Source organism: Sulfurospirillum sp., assembly GCF_036802865.1.
Classification (GTDB): domain Bacteria; phylum Campylobacterota; class Campylobacteria; order Campylobacterales; family Sulfurospirillaceae; genus Sulfurospirillum.
Genome location: NZ_DAIRVK010000001.1, coordinates 255,267 through 273,449, shown reverse-complemented (window position 1 = coordinate 273,449; position 18,183 = coordinate 255,267). Strand labels below are relative to the sequence as shown.

General features: G+C 37.4%; 19 protein-coding genes. 4 read left to right on the top strand and 15 right to left on the bottom strand.

From position 1 onward, the window contains the following. Positions 1-52: 52 nt before the first annotated feature. The 3 genes from V7Q04_RS01415 to V7Q04_RS01405 form a co-directional block, all read right to left on the bottom strand. Positions 53-1,720, bottom strand: a complete 1,668-nt coding sequence (locus V7Q04_RS01415; RefSeq protein ID WP_333803136.1) for a TIGR01212 family radical SAM protein — start codon at positions 1,718-1,720, stop codon at positions 53-55. Continuing rightward, positions 1,720-2,067 (bottom strand): nitrous oxide-stimulated promoter family protein, encoded by a 348-nt coding sequence (locus V7Q04_RS01410; protein WP_333803135.1) that lies wholly within the window; start codon positions 2,065-2,067, stop codon positions 1,720-1,722. The genes V7Q04_RS01415 and V7Q04_RS01410 overlap by 1 nt, the downstream gene beginning before the upstream one ends. A 215-nt stretch (positions 2,068-2,282) precedes the next feature. Beyond that, positions 2,283-3,287 carry a c-type cytochrome gene (locus V7Q04_RS01405; RefSeq protein WP_333803134.1) on the bottom strand — a complete coding sequence of 335 codons (1,005 nt, stop codon included), beginning with the start codon at positions 3,285-3,287 and terminating at the stop codon, positions 2,283-2,285. A 245-nt stretch (positions 3,288-3,532) separates the two neighbouring features. Between V7Q04_RS01405 and V7Q04_RS01400 the strand changes: the two genes are divergently transcribed. Genes V7Q04_RS01400 through V7Q04_RS01390 form a run of 3 tightly spaced genes read left to right on the top strand, consistent with a single transcriptional unit; the run spans position 3,533 to position 6,181 of the window. Next, a complete protein-coding gene (locus V7Q04_RS01400) occupies positions 3,533-4,360 on the top strand; it encodes a cache domain-containing protein (protein ID WP_333803133.1) in 828 nt (275 codons plus the stop codon). After that, entirely contained in the window at positions 4,357-5,016 is a 660-nt protein-coding gene (locus V7Q04_RS01395; RefSeq protein WP_333803132.1) for a response regulator transcription factor, read from the top strand. Before V7Q04_RS01400 ends, V7Q04_RS01395 begins: the two co-directional genes overlap by 4 nt. Next, positions 5,006-6,181, top strand: a complete 1,176-nt coding sequence (locus V7Q04_RS01390) for a sensor histidine kinase (RefSeq protein WP_333803131.1) — start codon at positions 5,006-5,008, stop codon at positions 6,179-6,181. Before V7Q04_RS01395 ends, V7Q04_RS01390 begins: the two co-directional genes overlap by 11 nt. Here V7Q04_RS01390 and V7Q04_RS01385 read toward each other — a convergent pair. After that, positions 6,176-6,391 carry a cold-shock protein gene (locus V7Q04_RS01385; protein ID WP_025343528.1) on the bottom strand — a complete coding sequence of 72 codons (216 nt, stop codon included), beginning with the start codon at positions 6,389-6,391 and terminating at the stop codon, positions 6,176-6,178. The two genes, V7Q04_RS01390 and V7Q04_RS01385, sit on opposite strands and share 6 nt — an antisense overlap. Positions 6,392-7,205: 814 nt before the next feature. Between V7Q04_RS01385 and V7Q04_RS01380 the strand changes: the two genes are divergently transcribed. Further along, entirely contained in the window at positions 7,206-7,520 is a 315-nt protein-coding gene (locus tag V7Q04_RS01380) for a DUF309 domain-containing protein (protein WP_333803130.1), read from the top strand. On the opposite strand, the gene V7Q04_RS01375 is transcribed toward V7Q04_RS01380, so the two are convergent. From V7Q04_RS01375 to V7Q04_RS01325, 11 genes are all read right to left on the bottom strand, one after another. Further along, positions 7,511-8,257 carry a sulfite exporter TauE/SafE family protein gene (locus tag V7Q04_RS01375; RefSeq protein WP_333803129.1) on the bottom strand — a complete coding sequence of 249 codons (747 nt, stop codon included), beginning with the start codon at positions 8,255-8,257 and terminating at the stop codon, positions 7,511-7,513. The two genes, V7Q04_RS01380 and V7Q04_RS01375, sit on opposite strands and share 10 nt — an antisense overlap. Next, entirely contained in the window at positions 8,250-9,236 is a 987-nt protein-coding gene (gene ribD, locus V7Q04_RS01370; protein ID WP_333803128.1) for a bifunctional diaminohydroxyphosphoribosylaminopyrimidine deaminase/5-amino-6-(5-phosphoribosylamino)uracil reductase RibD, read from the bottom strand. The genes V7Q04_RS01375 and ribD overlap by 8 nt, the downstream gene beginning before the upstream one ends. A 20-nt stretch (positions 9,237-9,256) precedes the next feature. After that, positions 9,257-9,685: a ribosome maturation factor RimP gene (locus tag V7Q04_RS01365; protein WP_333803127.1), complete on the bottom strand. Its 429-nt coding sequence runs from the start codon at positions 9,683-9,685 to the stop codon at positions 9,257-9,259. Then, complete coding sequence (rbfA, locus tag V7Q04_RS01360; RefSeq protein WP_333803126.1) at positions 9,678-10,055, bottom strand: 30S ribosome-binding factor RbfA; 378 nt, start codon at positions 10,053-10,055, stop codon at positions 9,678-9,680. The genes V7Q04_RS01365 and rbfA overlap by 8 nt, the downstream gene beginning before the upstream one ends. After that, positions 10,052-12,709, bottom strand: a complete 2,658-nt coding sequence (gene infB / locus V7Q04_RS01355; protein WP_333803125.1) for a translation initiation factor IF-2 — start codon at positions 12,707-12,709, stop codon at positions 10,052-10,054. Before infB ends, rbfA begins: the two co-directional genes overlap by 4 nt. Positions 12,710-12,988: 279 nt before the next feature. Further along, positions 12,989-13,873, bottom strand: coding sequence for a homoserine kinase (gene thrB / locus V7Q04_RS01350; protein ID WP_333803124.1), 885 nt, complete (start codon positions 13,871-13,873; stop codon positions 12,989-12,991). A 9-nt stretch (positions 13,874-13,882) separates the two neighbouring features. Beyond that, positions 13,883-14,290 (bottom strand): hypothetical protein, encoded by a 408-nt coding sequence (locus V7Q04_RS01345; RefSeq protein WP_333803123.1) that lies wholly within the window; start codon positions 14,288-14,290, stop codon positions 13,883-13,885. A gap of 47 nt (positions 14,291-14,337) precedes the next feature. Next, on the bottom strand, positions 14,338-15,222 hold the full coding sequence (gene lpxC / locus V7Q04_RS01340; RefSeq protein ID WP_333803122.1) for a UDP-3-O-acyl-N-acetylglucosamine deacetylase: 885 nt from the start codon (positions 15,220-15,222) through the stop codon (positions 14,338-14,340). Continuing rightward, on the bottom strand, positions 15,219-15,818 hold the full coding sequence (locus V7Q04_RS01335) for a septum site-determining protein MinC (protein WP_333803121.1): 600 nt from the start codon (positions 15,816-15,818) through the stop codon (positions 15,219-15,221). Before V7Q04_RS01335 ends, lpxC begins: the two co-directional genes overlap by 4 nt. Beyond that, positions 15,815-17,185 carry a M23 family metallopeptidase gene (locus tag V7Q04_RS01330; protein WP_333803120.1) on the bottom strand — a complete coding sequence of 457 codons (1,371 nt, stop codon included), beginning with the start codon at positions 17,183-17,185 and terminating at the stop codon, positions 15,815-15,817. The genes V7Q04_RS01335 and V7Q04_RS01330 overlap by 4 nt, the downstream gene beginning before the upstream one ends. Next, positions 17,182-18,126, bottom strand: coding sequence for a DHH family phosphoesterase (locus tag V7Q04_RS01325; RefSeq protein ID WP_333803119.1), 945 nt, complete (start codon positions 18,124-18,126; stop codon positions 17,182-17,184). Before V7Q04_RS01325 ends, V7Q04_RS01330 begins: the two co-directional genes overlap by 4 nt. Positions 18,127-18,183 lie beyond the last annotated feature (57 nt).

Here is an 18,183-nt window from a genome sequence, read left to right as displayed (position 1 = left end):
ATCTTAGAATAGGTATGTAAATTTTATGTAAATTATTGAACTAAAGTAGTTTTTATAAAGACGATTTTTGATGCAATGTTTCAATCTCTTTATCGCTGAGTGTTAAGTATGAATCACGATACGGCTCTTTTGTATGCAAAATGCTTGACGAAGAAAGCGTAGCTACAAGACCCTTAATGTCGCTCTTTTTATCGTTGCTTACGCGCACGTCAAACCCTGCAAGATTAAGTCCCACTTGGCTTACATACAAAGAAGTAGATGCAACCAAAACACCGTTTGGGTTGAGGAGGTTTCGTAGTGCTTGAAAAAACTCTAATGTAACCAAAGAAGCGTTATTGCTCTCTAAAAAGGGGTCTAAAAAGATGACATCAAACGATTCACTCAAATGCGTGATGGCATAGCGCGCTTCAGTGTTCAGAAACTCAACCTTCGTATAATCACTTTCATAGTGGTTACATGTAAAAAGTGCCTTTAAAAGTTTTACATGTAAAGGATCGGAGACAACCTCTATGCTTTTTTGTAAGAGCATTCTATCCTGATCGATTGCCTTTACAGTCAAAGAATTTTTAGCTCCATTTTGAGCCAATTTCAATGCTTCAAGTACATTGTATCCCATCCCAAAACCAATCTCTAAAAGAGAAACATCGCTTTTTTCAAGACGTGCTCTAAGATCTGATTTTTCAATAAATTGTTCTTTAGCTTGGCGGTAAGCACCTGCTTTAGGGTGGTAATAATCACGATATGTTTCACTCCACGCACTCACACTGCCATCTTCAAGTAAAACCGTTTTTAAAGGAGAGAAAAGCACAGGCAGTTTTTCTATGTAATCGCCCTGTCTTATACCACGATAGTGCATGCTTTGCACTATATATTCTCCAAATTGCCCTTTTGCCATCTGCCATTTTGGGGCAATAAGTTCCAGATTGGGTGTGTCGGTAGCAAGACGTAAAATGGGAATATGCGAAGGAATATAGCGTAACAATTCCATCAACGCTTCGGCATATTCATACTCATTTAAAAGCACAAAAGGTGTTTGAGCATATTCGCGCGCCAAATCCGTCTTTTCGATAATGTGAAGGTTGTGAAATTTAATCCCATCGATGCCAGCACCCACTAAACCTTGCACGCTCTGTTGCCACATTTGTGGCGTTTCATCAGGTAAACCAACAATCAGGTGCGCGTAAACTTTCAGACCTTTTGCATGTAAACGTTTGATGGCGTCAAGCGAGCACGCTGCATTATGCCCACGGTTCATTCGCTTTAAACTTACATCATGCAAACTTTGCACGCCCAATTCCACTACGACATCGATTTTCTGAGCGAGTTCACTCAAATACGTGAGGGTTGCTTCGCTTAAACAATCAGGTCTGGTGCCAATATGCAAAGCGCGAAAAGGGTAAAGATTTAAAAGTTTTTCATACGCCTCTTTTTGCGTGACAAGCGAAGCAAAAGTTCCAGTGTAGGCTTGAATGTACAGAGCAAACGAAGAGGCTTTATAACGCCTTTTGGCAAATGAGAGTGCTTTTTGGATCTGCTCTTCCACACTCTTTGCATCGGCAATTTGAGCAGCACGTGCACCGTGTTCGGGGCAAAAAGAGCACCCTCCACTACCATCACGCTCACGGTTGGGGCAACCAAATTCAAGATTAACAGGAATGCTAAAAAGCGCCTCGCCATACATGCGTTGCATAAAGGCTTTATGGCTTAGATAAGGCAACATTATTTTGAAAAGAATTTTCGGATTTTAGTGAGTCCTAAGTGCATACCGCTGAACATCATAACATTCGCCATTTTTTTCCACATAGGCTTTTCATAACACGGATCTGGGCATTTACGACAGCTTGGTTTATGCTCATGCGGACAATTTTTAAGCTTACCATACCCATAAAGAAACAGGGTTTCGCACTCTTCACATAGATTAAAAGGTAGGTCGCACAAAGACTCTTCTTTAAAATTGACTTGCAAAACATCCTTTTTTTTAGGCACATCGTGATGCTTTTTGTCACAATGGAGTTGAATAAAACGATGCAGGGTTTGGGTGTCTAAGACCAATTTTTCTTTGTTCATGCATACTCTTTTCTGATTTTTACGAGAATTTTTACAAAACTCTCAACATGCGTTTCAAGCGAAGCTCCAGATATTGCGCAGAAAGCCCACCATTTGATTTTATAAGAGTATATTATAAAGAAATAGTCTAAACATAAAGTCATGACATGTAAGAAATATGGATTTTTAAAGTAGATGAGATACGTGGCAGAATAAAATCTGCCACGGTTTTAAGATTATTCCGCTTTTTTTGCAGGAATAATAATCCCTTGGTAAGGGCCAAATTTGTGTTGGTGACGCGTTTTGTTATCATCGTAAGGTCCAATATCACTATCAGGTACTTTCATACTAAGATCAGGGAAGTCTTTTTCACGATTGGCTTTGACATCGCGTGGTTTGTCGTAATTATTGATATACGCAGCGACATTATACGCTTGTTCATCCGTTAAAATGCGGTTGTGATTGTCCGCTCCCAAAGGCATATTTGCCCCAATCCAATCCGCGGCACGAATCACACGGTACATACCCGCTCCCGTGTTGTAACTGTCTTTTCCCCACAGCGGTGGAAATTCATAACCATTTGCCTTGCCTTCACGTTTGACACCTTGACCATTCTCACCATGGCACGAAACGCAAAACTCTTGATAGACTTTCTCACCTTTGATAGGATCAGCCGCTTGGCTCATAATCATCTTGCGATTAACCTGAGGGAATTCAGCACCTTCGACTTTAGCACCTAAAGGAATGCCCTGTCCTAGCCAATACATATACGTCACAATCGCGCGCATCTCTTTGCCATCTTCTGGTAAAGATTTACCATTCATACTGCGATTCATACACCCATTAACACGCCCTTCGATGCTTCCAATTGTCTCATCACGGTTGCGATACTGTGGAAATGAAGTAAAAGATGCCATGAAAGGTCCTGACCATTTTTTAGTTCCTGCTTCTTGATGACACGAGGCACAGGCAAGATTATTGCCAGCATAACGCATATTTTTATCAGCAACTTCTGGTCCTATGTATTTATAGGTTTCAGAAACCAACGCTTTACCATAACGCACTGTATCACCGAACATATTATTGGGAATCGTACTCTCATCGGGTGCTTTCCAATCCTTCACCACCACAGGTTTAAACCCTTTGTCGGAGCGTTTGTTAAGCTCAGCAGTATCAAGTGCAAAAAGCCCGCTTGCACACGATACAACGAGCGCTAAACGCAGCATTAAATCAATCTTCATAAAAGCCTCCTTTAGATTCTCATTTATACGATTATCTTACTCCTTTTGTGTCAATTTAACGTCAATTTCTCTGCTTCGCTTTTAAGGTATAATTTTGCAATGGTTTCTACGAAAAAGGACTCCCTATCAAAAATTTTCGCTTATTTACGCTTCTTATCGGATTTTTTTGTATCGCGATACTTATATTTGGCTTTTTGATTTATCGTGCCAACCATAATCTTTACATAGAAGATGCAAAAAATAGTGTGGAGAGCGTACTTGGACTTACACAAGAGCTTATTTCGCATGAGAAGCAACTCGCACTGAGCGTTTCTCTCATACTCTCTCAAAATGAAGCCCTTAAAGAAGGCTATCTTAAAAATGATCGAAAACTACTTTTTGAAACCTTGCAAAAAGAAATTCCCAAAATCAAACACTACTTGCAAATCGAAAATCTCGAAGTACAACTCCATACCAAAGATGCTAAAGCGTATGTGCGAAGTTGGGATTTTGAAGATTATGGCGATGATCTTTCCACGTTTCGCAAAGGTATTTCACTCCTGCAGCAAATCAAAGTGCCTTTAGTTGCCATAGAGCTTGGTAAACGTCTTAACATTAAAGCACTCTGTCCTATTTTTGACAAAAACGAGTTTATAGGTTCACTGGAAATCATTATAAGTTTTGATGAAGTGGCTCAAAATCTCAGTGCAAAAAAGATCAATTTTGTTATTTTAATGGATAAAGAGTTGTTAGAAATTGGCGAATGGATGAAAGAGCTCCAACAAATTGATGGCTATGTTATCGTCAGCAACAACTGCTCTTCAGGATGCATTAACTCGTTTATATCCAATGTCTCAACACCGATTATGCAACAAGGTTTTGCGCGATCCAATGGCGCACTTTTTGGTTTTACACCTCTTTTTGACATCGAAGCAAAACAAGTAGGTTACATTGGTATTTGGTTTGGAGAATCCTTACTTAAAGAGTCACTGTTGCTAAGAGCCTCCCTTGCGCCTCGTGCAATACCTTTACCTGTGAAAATGTTGGAGCCCGCCATTCAAGACTCCCTGCAACATGAGGTACTGATTCGATGAAGATTCTACTCCTTGAAGATGACTATACATACAATGAGAGCATCAAAGACTCTTTAGAAGAGATGGGCTACAAAGTCGATGCCTTTGATGATGGGCTTCTTGCACTAGATGCGCTTTTTGAACACCACTACCATTTAGCACTTTTAGATATTCGCGTACCGCATATGGACGGGTATGCCATACTCAAAGAAGTTCGCAAAGCTAAACTTGATCTGCCCATTATTTTCATTACTTCACTCACGGATATTAACAACCTCTCATTGGGTTATGATCTTGGGTGTAATGACTATTTGCGCAAGCCTTTTTCACTTAAAGAGCTTCAATACCGTGTTTCTCAAACACTCAAAAGTTATCATTTGCACTCTACGTTGGATGTTATACCTCTCACCCATGGCTTTGCGTACCACAGCAATGATCAAAGCCTCTGGTGTGAAGACATGCAAATAACCCTAAGTAATTTTGAGCGAAAACTTCTGTTTGTTTTAGTCAAAAATCGTGGTAATTATATCTCCACAGAGCTCATACATGAATACGTTTGGGAAGGAAAAGAGATCGGTAATAACGACATACGAATGCTCATTAAAAAACTACGGGATAAAACAGAGAAAGATTTTATTATTACCGCTAAAGGCATAGGATATAAAATTGAAAAATGAGACAAAAAATGCGTTTATTTTTGCGATCATTCTCACTTTTTTGACTCTGTTGCTTGTTTCTTTTCCGATTTTAAATTATCTCTCCGTTTCACTTAGACTTAATCAAGTAAATCAAGAAGTTCAGCTGCGAAGCTATGCCAAAGAGATTGAGGCAACCATTCAGGGTATTATGCCTTTGCAAAAAACCTTTTTATTTCCTCGCTCCATCATTTTTAAAAGTGCCCTTTTGGATGCGAACAACCACATTGTTTTTTCTCTGATTGAAGAACCTATCCCATCATTTAGCGATGAATTTGTCAAAAATAATACTTCACTGTTTTACAAATACCCACTGGCTTCCAATGCTTTACATGTAAAGTTTTTAGTGGTGCAAAAAGAGATTTCACATTCACAGGTTATTTTCGATATTTTAATTATTATTGGTGTTGTTTTGGTGGGAATGCTTCTTTTTTCTTATCTTCTTTTAAAGCTGTTACTCAAACCCTACATCGAAACCTCAACACGTATGAATCTCTTTTTTACGGATGTCATGCATGAGCTTAAAACACCTTTGGGTATTATGCAACTCAATATTGAAGGGTTAGTGAAAAAGTACAAAGATAAACGTCTCAGCCGAACCCTTGCAGCACTTTCAACACTTTCAACGCTTTACGATGATCTTGAATACCTCATCAAAAATAAAACCATCACCTACACAACAGAATTTCTCAATTTTTCTATGTTTTTAGAAGACCGTATTGCTTATTTTGAAGCGCTGAGTTCATCTAAAGAGATTACGATTATCTCATATATTGAGCCTGAACACTATTGTAAGATCAATCGTATTGAGCTTCAACGCATTATTGACAATAATCTCACCAATGCGATTAAATATTCACCTCCTAAAACGACAATCGAAGTATATTTAGAAACAAAAGAGAATGATCTGTGCTTTGGAGTGAAAGATCAAGGTGTTGGGATTAAAGAAATTGACAAAATCTTTGAGCGTCATTATCGTGGTGACATCTACAAAGGTGGATTTGGAATAGGACTTAGTATTGTTAAAAGTATTTGCGACAAATATAGCATTGTGATTGAAGTAAGATCGGAAGAGAAAAAAGGAAGTGAATTTAGATATTGGTTTAAAAAAGAGGTGGAGGAGAAAATCTCCTCCGAAGAATTATAGTGCTGTTACGTTCTCAGCTTGTGGGCCTTTTGGACCTTCGCCTAGTTCATAAGTAACTTTTTGGCCTTCTGCCAAAGATACACGACCATAACCTGATCTATTAACTTGACGAAAGTGTACGAATACATCTTTTCCGCCATCATTTGGTTGGATAAAACCAAAACCTTTTTCATTGTTAAACCATTTAACGGTTCCCTCTAATAAAGCCATCGTATGCTCCTGTTATAAAATCGAAAAGTAGAAAATTGAGTATTTTTGGAGTATTTTAGGATGCTAACTAAAGGTCACGTATCAAAAAACTACCAAAGATGAACTCGAACCTCATCTTTCTAGGAAATTAGTTTATCCAATTTTTTAAAATAAAGCAAATTTAAATTGCTTTTATCTATGCTCATTACATAAAAGTCACAAAATATACGTACTCTAGCGCACATTACGCTTCTCTTTTACTCTTATTCTAATGGTAAGTATATGCTTTAGTAAAAAACGTAAGTACAGCACTAAATCTTGCAAGAACAAAGTAGTCTATTTGAATGCTCTAAAGCGGTCTTAAATCTTGAAAGTACCTTTAGAAGACAAACACACATGCATACTCGCTTTTTAATGAAATGGTAGCGTATGTTAATGAATAAAACTTTATGAGAAATAACGATAATTTTGATCCCTTAACTACCTTATTTCATTTCTTTAATTTCTTTTTCTAAAAAGCAATTATATCGCTCTAAAATGACAAAAATGGCTCCTGTAAATCTTGATTTATCTGTATTTAACCTCATTTTCTATTTTCAAAGAGTTTTTTGCTTTTAAAATAAAAAATTTATCCAATTTATTTACGCTCATGCATTTTGCTTTTGACTCAAATATATTACATTGGATATCTCTTCTCTCTATCAAACTATTATCCATTTTGCAAAAAATTTGGTATTCTTATTGATAGCGAATGCATTGATAACTAAGAACTTTGTATCAACGATACATAAAGAGCTTCTATGCATTCCTTTAACCCTAAAATAAAGAGCCTGTAATGCTAGCAATTACCCAGTTTTTAAATGTCGTCGAAAACGATGAGTTTATTGAAGGTCATGAAGTTTTGGAAGAAGAGTGGCATCGTCTGAAAAAACTTCCTGAATCGGAGGATGAAGCAAAAATTCTTAAAGGGCTCATCAATGCATCTACAGCATTAGCCTTGGCATGTAAAGGGAAAAAAGATGGTGCCATTCAAGTATGGAAAACGTATGAAAAATATGCGCCACTCATTGATTCTACTCCATCGGACTACACCGCACTTTACAAAGAAGCACAAACCCTTTTGCTACGCAAATATGAACTCTACATGTAAAATGTAGAGAAAATCAGGAAGAAAGAAATTACCCACAATAAACGATTTAAAATTGTCGTATAAAGCTTTTCATCAATGCGCTCATGGATTTTATTTCCAAACCCAAAACCTATCAGTGCTATCCCTACAAATACCGCAATAAGCGTACTATTTTCCATAGTAAAACTTCCGTGGTACCCAAAAATGAGAACTTGCAATGTCTTATTGACAATAAAACAAAAACTCAAAACCCCAATGACATGTTTTTTATCAAGTTTCAACTCTAAAATTAACATAATCAGTACAGGTGACATAATATTCGCCATACCTCCAACCAAGCCACTCAAAAGCCCAATGAAAACGGTAATACTTTTTTTCTGTTTTGCTACAACTTGGGTCAAGGAAAAACGTAATCTCTCTTTATTAAGATACAAAAGCATCACAGCTGCTACTATCAATTTGTAATAATGGTTATAATAGACGACAAGAAGATGTGTTCCAATAATGCTTCCTACCATGACTGAGAGAATAAGTGGCGAAAATTCTTTCCAGATATCGCCAAAAGAATTTTCTTTTTTTAGACTGATAATATTGGTAACAAGTGTTGGGAAAAGGGTATATAAAACAGCGAGTTTAAGGTCTAAAAAAAGGACAAAAAGTGGTGTCGCCACCATGGGGAACCCAAACCCTACAATACCATGAAAAAAACTTGCAAAAAATACAATGAAAATTTCAAAAATAAAAAATTCATCAAACATGTTTATAATACCAACTCATGGTATCTTCTCCGATTTTTTGAGAAAATATCTTTTCTAATCCAACTGGTAGAACAATCGGATTCCCCTCTTTTTCATGAGGCGATTCAAAAATCAAATACCACTTTATTTTGCTTGAGAGTGCATTAAGAAAGCCTTGCCCACCTTCAACCATCACCATACTATAATCATTGATTTTGTCTATACTGTCTGAAATACTCACCAAACGATGTGGAACACCAAAAAGAGGAATTGTACGGTCAAAAGTATTTTGCTTAGAAAGAATCAATATATCAGGCGCTTTCCCCTCACACAATCTTGCATCTAAAATGGGACGATCTGTCCTTACTGTATTGCCACCAATCACCAAAAGATCACAACGATCACGTAAGCAATGCACCATTTTCCTCGAATCTTCGGAAGTAATAATCCCACCTGTCGTTACACCATTACTGCTCACAGCCAATTTAAAAAAAACAAAGGGTTTATTTTTTTCTTTACAAGTAAAAGGTGTTAAGAGCAAATCACATGCCTCTTTGAGACACCCAAAAAGAACGTTTACCCCTTTTTTTTCTAAAAATGCTCCACCGCCTTTAGCAGATACGCTTTCATCAAAGGAGCCAATAACAACGCGCTTCAGGCCAAGTGCTTCAATAAGTGATGCACAAGGGGGCGTCTTTCCAAAATGATTGCAAGGCTCTAGTGTTACATGTATCGTAAGATTGTGAAATAGTTGGTTGTGATGTTCTTTTAAAAAGGTATGTAATGCGGTCGCATCGTCTATGGCAGTGATGCGTGTATCGTTGGTTAAACTCTCATAAGCAGCTTTAAGTGCGAGAACTTCTGCGTGGGGAGTTCCTGCTTTTTTGTGTGCACCAATCCCCAAAATATCGCCTTGGTCATTGCTTACCACTGCGCCAACAGAAGGATTTGGAAATGTTAACACCTGATGCACCCAAGCGGCATCAAGTGCTTTTTGCATTAAAACAGCGTCAAATGCGCTTACCATTCAAAATAAGTTCGAGCACTTTCAATCTCATCCAGAGAAATCTGTTTGAGTTCATTTTCAACGCGCACAGAGGCAACGTTACCACTAAACGCTTCTAAAACACCAATAAATTTTTCTTTGGTATTCAGTTTTACTTTGACTTTCTCACCAACAGAAGCAACATACTGTTCTGGCTTTGTGAGTTTTCGCTCTATTCCAGGAGAACTTACTTCAAAAAGGTACTCACCATCAAGTGGTGGCTCTAAATCAAAAATAGGCGATAAAATACGGCTTACTTCAGCGCATTTATCAAGGCTAATGCCCTCTTTTGATGTAATATAAATACGGAAAATCTTTTTATCAAATTCGTTTGCTACTTCTGTATCGTATAATGAGACGCCACAACTCTCCACGATTTTAACAATTTGCTCTCTTTCAATCATCGCTTTTTTTACCTTTTTTTAGCTCTTCTTCAACCTTTGCAAACAAAACATCCATTTTATTTTGACGCTCAAGAGTATCATCAAAATAAAATCTGAAACTTGGACAGCGAAACCATCCTTCTGCTTGCATACAGTGCGTTTGGATATGTCGTTGAACGCGGTGTAAATGAGAAAGAATATAACTCTTTTCTTTTTCATCATAGACTGAACCATCTAAATAGACGATGGCATCATATTTTCCACGACTACATTCAACATCAATGACACAAACCCCACGAAGCATCTCATCATCTAAGGTTGAAAGTGCTTCAGGAATAAGTTCTTTTAAAACGCTCTGGGTTCTCTGAATTTTAATACTTTTATCTATCATAGCTTCGCTTTTTCTTCAACCTCTTTAAAGCTCTCGATATAATCGCCTACTTTAATATCGGTGTAGCCTTCGATACCAACACCACACTCATAACCTTTACCCACTTCTTTAACGTCATCTTTGAAACGTTTAAGAGATGAAACACTGCCTTCATAAATAATGACACCTTCACGAATAACCCTGATTTTAACACCTCTATTAATCGTTCCGTCCGTTACAATACAACCAGCAATGTGTCCAAGTTTTGGCACAGCGAAGACTTCTCTAACCATCGCTTGACCGATATTCTCTTCACGAATAACCGGAGCCATAAGTCCTGTAACGATATTCGTAACATCATCAATTAAATCATAAATAATATTGTATGTTTTAATCTCAACACCAGCACTTCTTGCTTTTTCTTTAACCACACCCGTTGGACGCACATGGAAACCTAAGATAATACAGTCTGAACTCGCACTTGCAAGGGCTACATCGCTCTCAGTAATTCCGCCGATACCAGCACTGACAATATTAACTTTAGTTTCTGAGTTTCTGATCTTCTCAAGACTACCTTTGATCGCTTCAAGACTACCTTGAACGTCTGCTTTAATGATGACTGGAAGTGTTTTTAAAGCACCCTCAGCAATCATCGCACTAAGGTCATCTAAACTAACTTTTGTTGTTTTAGAAAGCTCTTTTTGACGTAAGTATTCTGCTTTTTTCTTCGCATATTCACGCGCAATTTTATCGGTTTTAACACTAATGAGTGTCTCTCCAGCCCCAGGAACTTCACTAAGTCCAAGAACAACGACTGGCTCACCTGGTAGTGCTTCTTTGACAGACTGCCCTAAATCATTTAACAATGCTTTTACTTTTCCAAAAGCAATACCGGCAACAACAATATCACCGACTCTCATCGTACCATCTTCAATCACAACGGTCGCAACAGGACCTCTTCCTTTTTCCAAAGAGCTCTCAATAACAGTTGCTTTAACCTCTCTACTTGGATCAGCTTGAAGTTCTAAAAGATCGGCTTGTAATAAAATTGTCTCAAGCAAATCTTCAATACCCATACCAGTCTTTGCAGATACAGGTACAAATTCATGATCACCACCCCAATCAATTGGTGTGATGCCAAGTTCTGCTAATTGTGCTTTCACTAAATCTGGATTGGCAGATTCTTTATCCATTTTATTCACAGCAATAATAATAGGCACACCCGCAGCTTTTGCATGCTCAACTGCCTCTTTGGTTTGAGGTTTAACACCATCATCTGCTGCAACAACGACAATAACAATATCAGTTACTTTTGCACCACGAGAACGCATCTCGGTAAAAGCTTCGTGACCTGGAGTGTCGATAAAAGTGATATTTCTACCATTTTTTTCAACCATATAAGCACCCACGTGTTGGGTAATACCACCTGCTTCACCCGCAGCAACTTTGGCACTTCTAATATAATCAAGAAGAGATGTCTTACCATGATCAACGTGTCCCATAATGGTAATAACAGGCGCACGCTCTACAAGATTTTGCTCACCCGCTTCACCTTCTTCATCGTATGCTTTAACATAGTCAAAAGATTCTTGATCATTGACTGTTGTAACATTGATACCAAAAGTATCAGCTAAAATTTCAATCGAATCTTTATCTAAAAAGTCATTTTTTGTAAACATAACTCCCAATGAAAAAAGCTCTTTAATAACTTCGCTAACAGTTTTATTGATCTTTTCAGCAAATTCATAAACCCTAATTTCTTCAGGAATTTCAATCGCACTGATGGCTTCTACTTCTTGAGCTTGAGCTGGACGACGTCTACGTTTACGCCCTACTCTTTGAATTCCTTGCATTACAAAATTGGTTTTTTTGGTTGTTCTAATCTGACTTGGATCAATCTGTTTTTTCTTTTTTGCTTCTTCATTAACGGTGATACCAACGTTAAGATCCGGAAGAACGATCATTCCATCTTCTTCTGTATCAATATTCGTATCTGCCATCTCAATATTTAAAGCAATATCCAATTTCTCAGTTGTAGTTTTTTTCTCAGCGGGAACTTTTTTAAGTTTCTTTTTCTTTTTTTGAAGTTCACTTGCATTATTTGAAGAGGCAAACATGGACTCCATGCTACGAGAAGGAGTGTTTTCACGTGAACCATAAAAAGATGATGGACTTTCTCGCTCTTCAACTTCTACTTCTTTAACATCAGGTCTTTTCTTTTTAACAATCACCAAACCTCTACGCTTCTGCACATTGGTTGGATCTATTTTATCTTCCGTATTCTCTTTATCATCACCCACTATTTCAGAGACACCGTTATCGACTATCTCTTTTTTAGGAGCAGCTTGCACGATATGACCAGATTCGAGCTCTTTTTCTTTTAAGGTTTTGGTTCTAGGAGCAACAACTTCAGGTTCTTTTGGTTTTTCAACGACAGGTACTACTTCTACAACTTCAACTTTTTGTATTTCAGGAGCTTTTGGCTGAGGAGATGGTTTACTCGCTTGTGCATTTTCCCCACTCAATACATAGTTCATTAGTTTTTCGGCATCTTCTGTGCTGATTGAACTTGAATGCCCTTTGACATCAAGTCCAAGATCCACCGCTTTATCAACGATTTCTTTGTTCTTCATGCCTAATTCTTTTGCTATTTCGGTTATACGAACTTTATCCATTCGACCCTGTCTCCTTAAATATTTTACCAAATTCCATCATTGCTTTGTGATTTGTTTTGCATTTATTGTTGAGTATTTTTACAACTTTCTTTTCATTGTTTGTCATACATGCCTTGCAGATATAAAAGCTTCTTCCTACTTTGGAAAAGAGCACGAGCGCTCCATCTACAATCTGCAATCTTTGTAAACTGTCTTGTAAAGATCTTTCTCTACAAACAATGCACATTCGTATGGGTTGACTCATTTTTGCGCCTGATTATATCAAATTTTAGCTGTTTTTCAGCTTTTTACGATTTCAAAACCGTTATTATCTAATTCAAAGATTTCTACTCTAAACATTCCAAACGCATTTTTAAGTGCTGTTGCAACTTTTGGAGCATCCTCTGCCTTTACGAGATTGAAAAATGATGAACCGCTACCTGAGAGTGTACTCATGAGTGCGCCGCTTTTTAAAGCAATCTCGCGCACTTCAAAAAGCTCCTTCATCTGTTTCATACGACGATGTTCATGCATACAATCTCTCGATGCACCTCTTAAAAATTCCCAGTTTTCACTGAAAAATGCAGCCGTAAGCAACGATGCCCGCGAGAGGTTGTAAACCACGTTTTTCATCAAATATGTCTTGGGGAGTAGTGTTCGTGAATGTGCTGTAGACATAGGACGATCGGGAATAACCATGACCACTTTCAGTTTTTCACTCAGTACTTTTTTCAATGTCTTTACTTTACCATTCTCAACCATAGAACTTGTAAATCCTCCATAAACAGCAGGAGCAATATTGTCAGGATGGGTTTCATACACAATAGCTTTATTTAAAATAATCTCTCTACTCGCTTTCACACCTGCCATTTCATAGGCACTGGCAATAGCCCCAACGATAACCGCTGAACTGCTCCCAAGTCCCCTAGAGAAAGGGATATTGTTATAAAACTCAAACCTGAAAGGATCTTTTTTACCTACCAGTTCTTGATAAATATCGTAAAAAATAGAGACAAAAATATTGTTTTTTTTGAGTTTTGCATTCTCTTCACCTTCGCCTTTGACTGAGATACTGTGATAGCTTGAAGGTTTAATGCAAACTTCATTATAGAGTGCAATAGCAAGACCTAAAGAATCAAATCCTGGTCCTAAATTAGCACTGGTCGCTGGTATTTTTATCTTCACGCATCGCTCCTAAACTGCTGGTAACATATAAAGTGGTTCAATTTCATCACTAAAAAGGTCTTCCTTTAACCTCTTAGGCAATGTAAAATGCTGTTCTACTGGCTCTTCCAACCGAACTGTTGTAATTGCTTGTTCTTCTTTTATAAAATAAAGGTTTCGCATGGCACGAATGGCTCGTCCTTCATTAAAAGCAAACCCATCAGATGCTAATAGAGGAATTCCCAATGCAATACTCAATGTTTTTAAAAAAATATAAGTAATTTTAATTGCCATAAAGCTTCCAGGACCTCTTGCAAAAAAGAGTCGAATAGGTTGATACTCTTTTAAAATACCTTCAAATAATAACGGCAAAGCTTCACTGGTTTGATCCGTTGTCTCATAAGCATGAATCAGTTGGTTATTTTCGTAAATGCCCACGTGTAATGGAGAAGTAAGCGTGATAACAACAATGTCAACGGCGGTTTTTATGCGTAAACCTTTTCAAACTCTTGTGCTTTTTCCGCACTGAGTGTTCTTATCTCATAATTGCTTGGATCTCTTAAAATTGCTTTGGTTAATTCATGGTTTAAATTATGGCTTCCTGCAAAGGAAGTATAATCCCCGACAAAAGGTGCCCCTAAGAGCGAAAGATCACCAATCGCATCTAAAATTTTATGCCTTACAAATTCATTTGAAAAGCGTAGTCCTTCAGGATTTAGAATTTTCGTATCATCCATTACAACGGCATTATCAAGTGATCCACCAAGAGCAAGCCCACGAGAACGCAACATCTGTACATCTTTCATAAATCCAAAAGTACGTGCGCGTGCTATCTCTTCAATAAAATTCTTTTTACTAAACTCAAAACTAAACTCTTGCGTACCAATGGAAGGGTGGTTAAACTCTATCATAAAACTATAGGTTGGTTTTAAGCTCGGTGTTACGCGTGCAAATTTTTTACCATCTTGTACTTCTACCTCTTTTTTGATAATCAGCACTTGCTTTGTTGCATCCAATTTACGAATGCCAGCTTCATCAAGCATCATACAAAAACTGGCACTACTTCCATCCATAACGGGCACTTCAGCACCATCAAGAACCACTCTGATATTATCAATACCGTAAGAATATACAGCAGAAAGAAGGTGTTCAATTGTTGAGATATAAGCGCTTGAATTTCCAATAACGGTTGCCATTTGGGTATTAACAACATTTTGAGGCAATGCTTGAACCAATAAGCCTACATCACTTCGGTAAAAAAGAATACCGCTATTTGCTTCAAGGGGTTCTAAACGTATTGCAATTGGTTCACCTTTATGAAGACCAATTCCTATACCGCTTACCGCTTTTGCTAATGTGGTCTGTTTCACACAACTTCCTTTATTTCTATGACATTATCGCGCATGATAATTTTTTGAAGCACGTTAAGTTTGAGCATCTCTCTATCAATAATTTCCCCATTAAAAATGAGGTATCCGCGAGGGCTCATGCCACTAAGCACGATATATTCACCATCGCACTGCACTAATCCGTCAATAATACCATAAATACTCATACTCTCTTCACAAAAAACTTTTGCTCCACTGTTCACACGCCCAAAAATAACAATTGGTATACTCTCAATAATCTCTTCACCTGATCGAATTGGACGATCAAAAAGCTTAAGTTTCGGTAATTGACATGGCTGTTCAGAACTTGCTTGTGAAACCGCTTCTTTTTTTGGCTCTTCTTCAAGTTCAGGTGCTTCTTTTTTAATGCCACCAAAACGAATATTACAATGATTAATCTCTTTGTAACACACGCCACTTTGCTCTAAAACGAAGGCAATATTTTTCGTAATATTGCCTTCTACAAGCAAAAAGAATTCCTTTAAAAGAAGGCTGTTTTTTCTGAAATAATCTAAAAAAGAGGCTTCATCATCAATCTCAATATGAAACACTCTGACATTTTTTTGCGTTACTTTCATCGATCCATAATCTTCTTTGCTGATTCAATTACATTAAATACACTCTCTTTGAGCCATACTTCATCCATCCACTCTTCAGGTCTAACATCAACACCTTGAACAAACATACCAAAGTGCAAGTGATCGCCTAATGCCAAGCCTGTTAAGCCTGTTTTGGCGATAGGCTCTCCAGCTTTGACAACATCTCCTTCTTTAACCATGAAACTAGAACAGTGTCCATAAAGAGAATAGACTCCTAATCCATGAGAAATAATGATGTTATTGCCGTATATACCGTTCTCACGAGCAAAAACGACTACACCGTCATTTGAAGATTGCATCGTAGCTTGTGCGTTACTCGCAAGATCAAGCCCTAAATGATATGACTCACTGGTAGGCTGTTTGTCGTATTCATAATAACGATGATCTCCAAAGCTTGCAACAACTTTACCATTGCGCAATGGATAAAATGGTTTCAAATAAAAACCATTTATCTGTTCTGTTGGAACATTAGAAGTTGCTTTTAAAATATTAATTTCATTACCTTTGCGCATATCTTCGTTAACAAATTTAAATTTTTCTAGCTTCGTAAGTGATGAACGCTCCGGAGCCATTTCTGCAATCAAATCAGAAATCTTTCCATCCAAAAAGCGATCTTCAAGCCCAATGGTAGATGTCTTATATTTTTTGTCTTGTAAAAAATAAGGTACGTGAGCTTTGGTCAAGTTTCCTGCCCTATCAATAGCAACAACAGAAGCTGTAAAACTTTCAATATGTGTAGGCCAAGCGACTAACGTAATATAATAACCTTCTTTGTAAAAAGGTGTTGGATAGAATTTTTTTCCAAAATTAGTCTCAACATAAAGTGATTTCATCGCTTCATCTTGCGCTTTAAAAATCACTGTAGCAACACCGCCTCTCATAATTTTGTATGAGCTTCCAATAATATTGACTTCAGGTCTTTTCGTATCAACTTTAATGACTGATTTAGCACTAACACTATTACCTGCAAAAAAATTCCACTTACTACCATCAACAGCGTCAATAGTCAACTCAAATGCTTTTTTATTGGCACCAAAGCCTGTTTTGGGAAACGTAAGGTTCAAATCAACCACTTTTTCAGCTGTTCTAAACTCTTTGGTCTCTAAAACAACACTTTTCTCGCCATCAAAAAGAGATGCACGTACAAAACGGACACCACTTGCATCAGTTACTTGAACTTTAATAGGATCTTTTAAATTCCAATCTATCTCTTTAGGAAGAACGACTTGAGGAGCTTCTCTTTCAAACGAACTTGAGTTAAAAACATACGCAACCCCACCTACCAAGACTAACAAAATAAATCCTAGCACCAAACCTGCTATGGATGATTTTCTTTGTTGTTTCATTCTTTGTCTATCCTTTTGATTTTTTCCACAATTTCATCTCGAAGTACTTTAGGATCACAAACAGGTACTTCAAAACCTGCGGCAGTCTTATGACCGCCTCCTTGATACGCTAAAGCAATCTTTGAGACATTAATATCTTTACTCCGCAATGAGACTTTATAGCCTCCCTCTTTTTCCTCTAAAATCATTATCGCAATGGTTACATTAACGATACTCCTAAGCATATTAACAATATTTTTAGTGTCATGTCTTCTTGCACCCGTTGCTTCAAGTACTGTTTTATCGAAAATAATCGTAGCAATACGTCCATTTTCATAAAGATCAAAATGATTTAACATATAGCCATAGAGTCTTATTTTTGAAAGCGGTTCTCTTCGCTTTACCTTTGATGCGATTTCTTTTGGATTTGCACCACATTTCACCAATCGCGCAGCAATGCTAAACGTTAATTCATCCATATCGCCGTATTGAAAAAAACCTGTATCATCCGCCATTGCTGTATAAAGACAGATAGCACACTCTTTACTCATTTCAATAGCGTTGGCTTTTAAAAGCTCATATACCACCATACCTGTACTTGAAAAACGATCAACCACAAGATTCATATTCCCAAAATAGTGATTGGTAAGGTGATGATCAATATTGATAATCTCATAATCACCTTCGGGAATTTTAAGCCTATCACGCGTTGAACAATCACAACTTACTACCAAATCAAAACTCTTAGGCAAGCTGTTTCTAATCTTTGAATAGCCTGGTAGGAAATCATAAACCAATGGAAGTTCATTATTTTTATTAAAATGTGTCACTTTTTTGCCAACACGAAGAAGTACATCGTACAAGGCTAAAGCACTACCTAATGTATCGCCATCGGGATGTACATGCGAGACAATAACAATGTGATTGGCTTCAAGCATACGCTTCCACGCTTGTTGATACATTATAACTCCACCAGATGATAAAAGGAAAATTATACTTAATTTTGACTGAAAAGTTAT

Coding starts and splice junctions, on each gene's coding strand:
- V7Q04_RS01415 (WP_333803136.1), bottom strand. CDS start 1,720: ATGTTGCCTTATCTAAGCCATAAAGCCTTTATGCAACGCATGTATGGC.
- V7Q04_RS01410 (WP_333803135.1), bottom strand. CDS start 2,067: ATGAACAAAGAAAAATTGGTCTTAGACACCCAAACCCTGCATCGTTTT.
- V7Q04_RS01405 (WP_333803134.1), bottom strand. CDS start 3,287: ATGAAGATTGATTTAATGCTGCGTTTAGCGCTCGTTGTATCGTGTGCA.
- V7Q04_RS01395 (WP_333803132.1), top strand. CDS start 4,357: ATGAAGATTCTACTCCTTGAAGATGACTATACATACAATGAGAGCATC.
- V7Q04_RS01385 (WP_025343528.1), bottom strand. CDS start 6,391: ATGGCTTTATTAGAGGGAACCGTTAAATGGTTTAACAATGAAAAAGGT.
- V7Q04_RS01380 (WP_333803130.1), top strand. CDS start 7,206: ATGCTAGCAATTACCCAGTTTTTAAATGTCGTCGAAAACGATGAGTTT.
- V7Q04_RS01375 (WP_333803129.1), bottom strand. CDS start 8,257: ATGTTTGATGAATTTTTTATTTTTGAAATTTTCATTGTATTTTTTGCA.
- ribD (WP_333803128.1), bottom strand. CDS start 9,236: ATGCAAAAAGCACTTGATGCCGCTTGGGTGCATCAGGTGTTAACATTT.
- V7Q04_RS01365 (WP_333803127.1), bottom strand. CDS start 9,685: ATGATTGAAAGAGAGCAAATTGTTAAAATCGTGGAGAGTTGTGGCGTC.
- rbfA (WP_333803126.1), bottom strand. CDS start 10,055: ATGATAGATAAAAGTATTAAAATTCAGAGAACCCAGAGCGTTTTAAAA.
- infB (WP_333803125.1), bottom strand. CDS start 12,709: ATGGATAAAGTTCGTATAACCGAAATAGCAAAAGAATTAGGCATGAAG.
- V7Q04_RS01335 (WP_333803121.1), bottom strand. CDS start 15,818: ATGAAAGTAACGCAAAAAAATGTCAGAGTGTTTCATATTGAGATTGAT.
- V7Q04_RS01330 (WP_333803120.1), bottom strand. CDS start 17,185: ATGAAACAACAAAGAAAATCATCCATAGCAGGTTTGGTGCTAGGATTT.
- V7Q04_RS01325 (WP_333803119.1), bottom strand. CDS start 18,126: ATGTATCAACAAGCGTGGAAGCGTATGCTTGAAGCCAATCACATTGTT.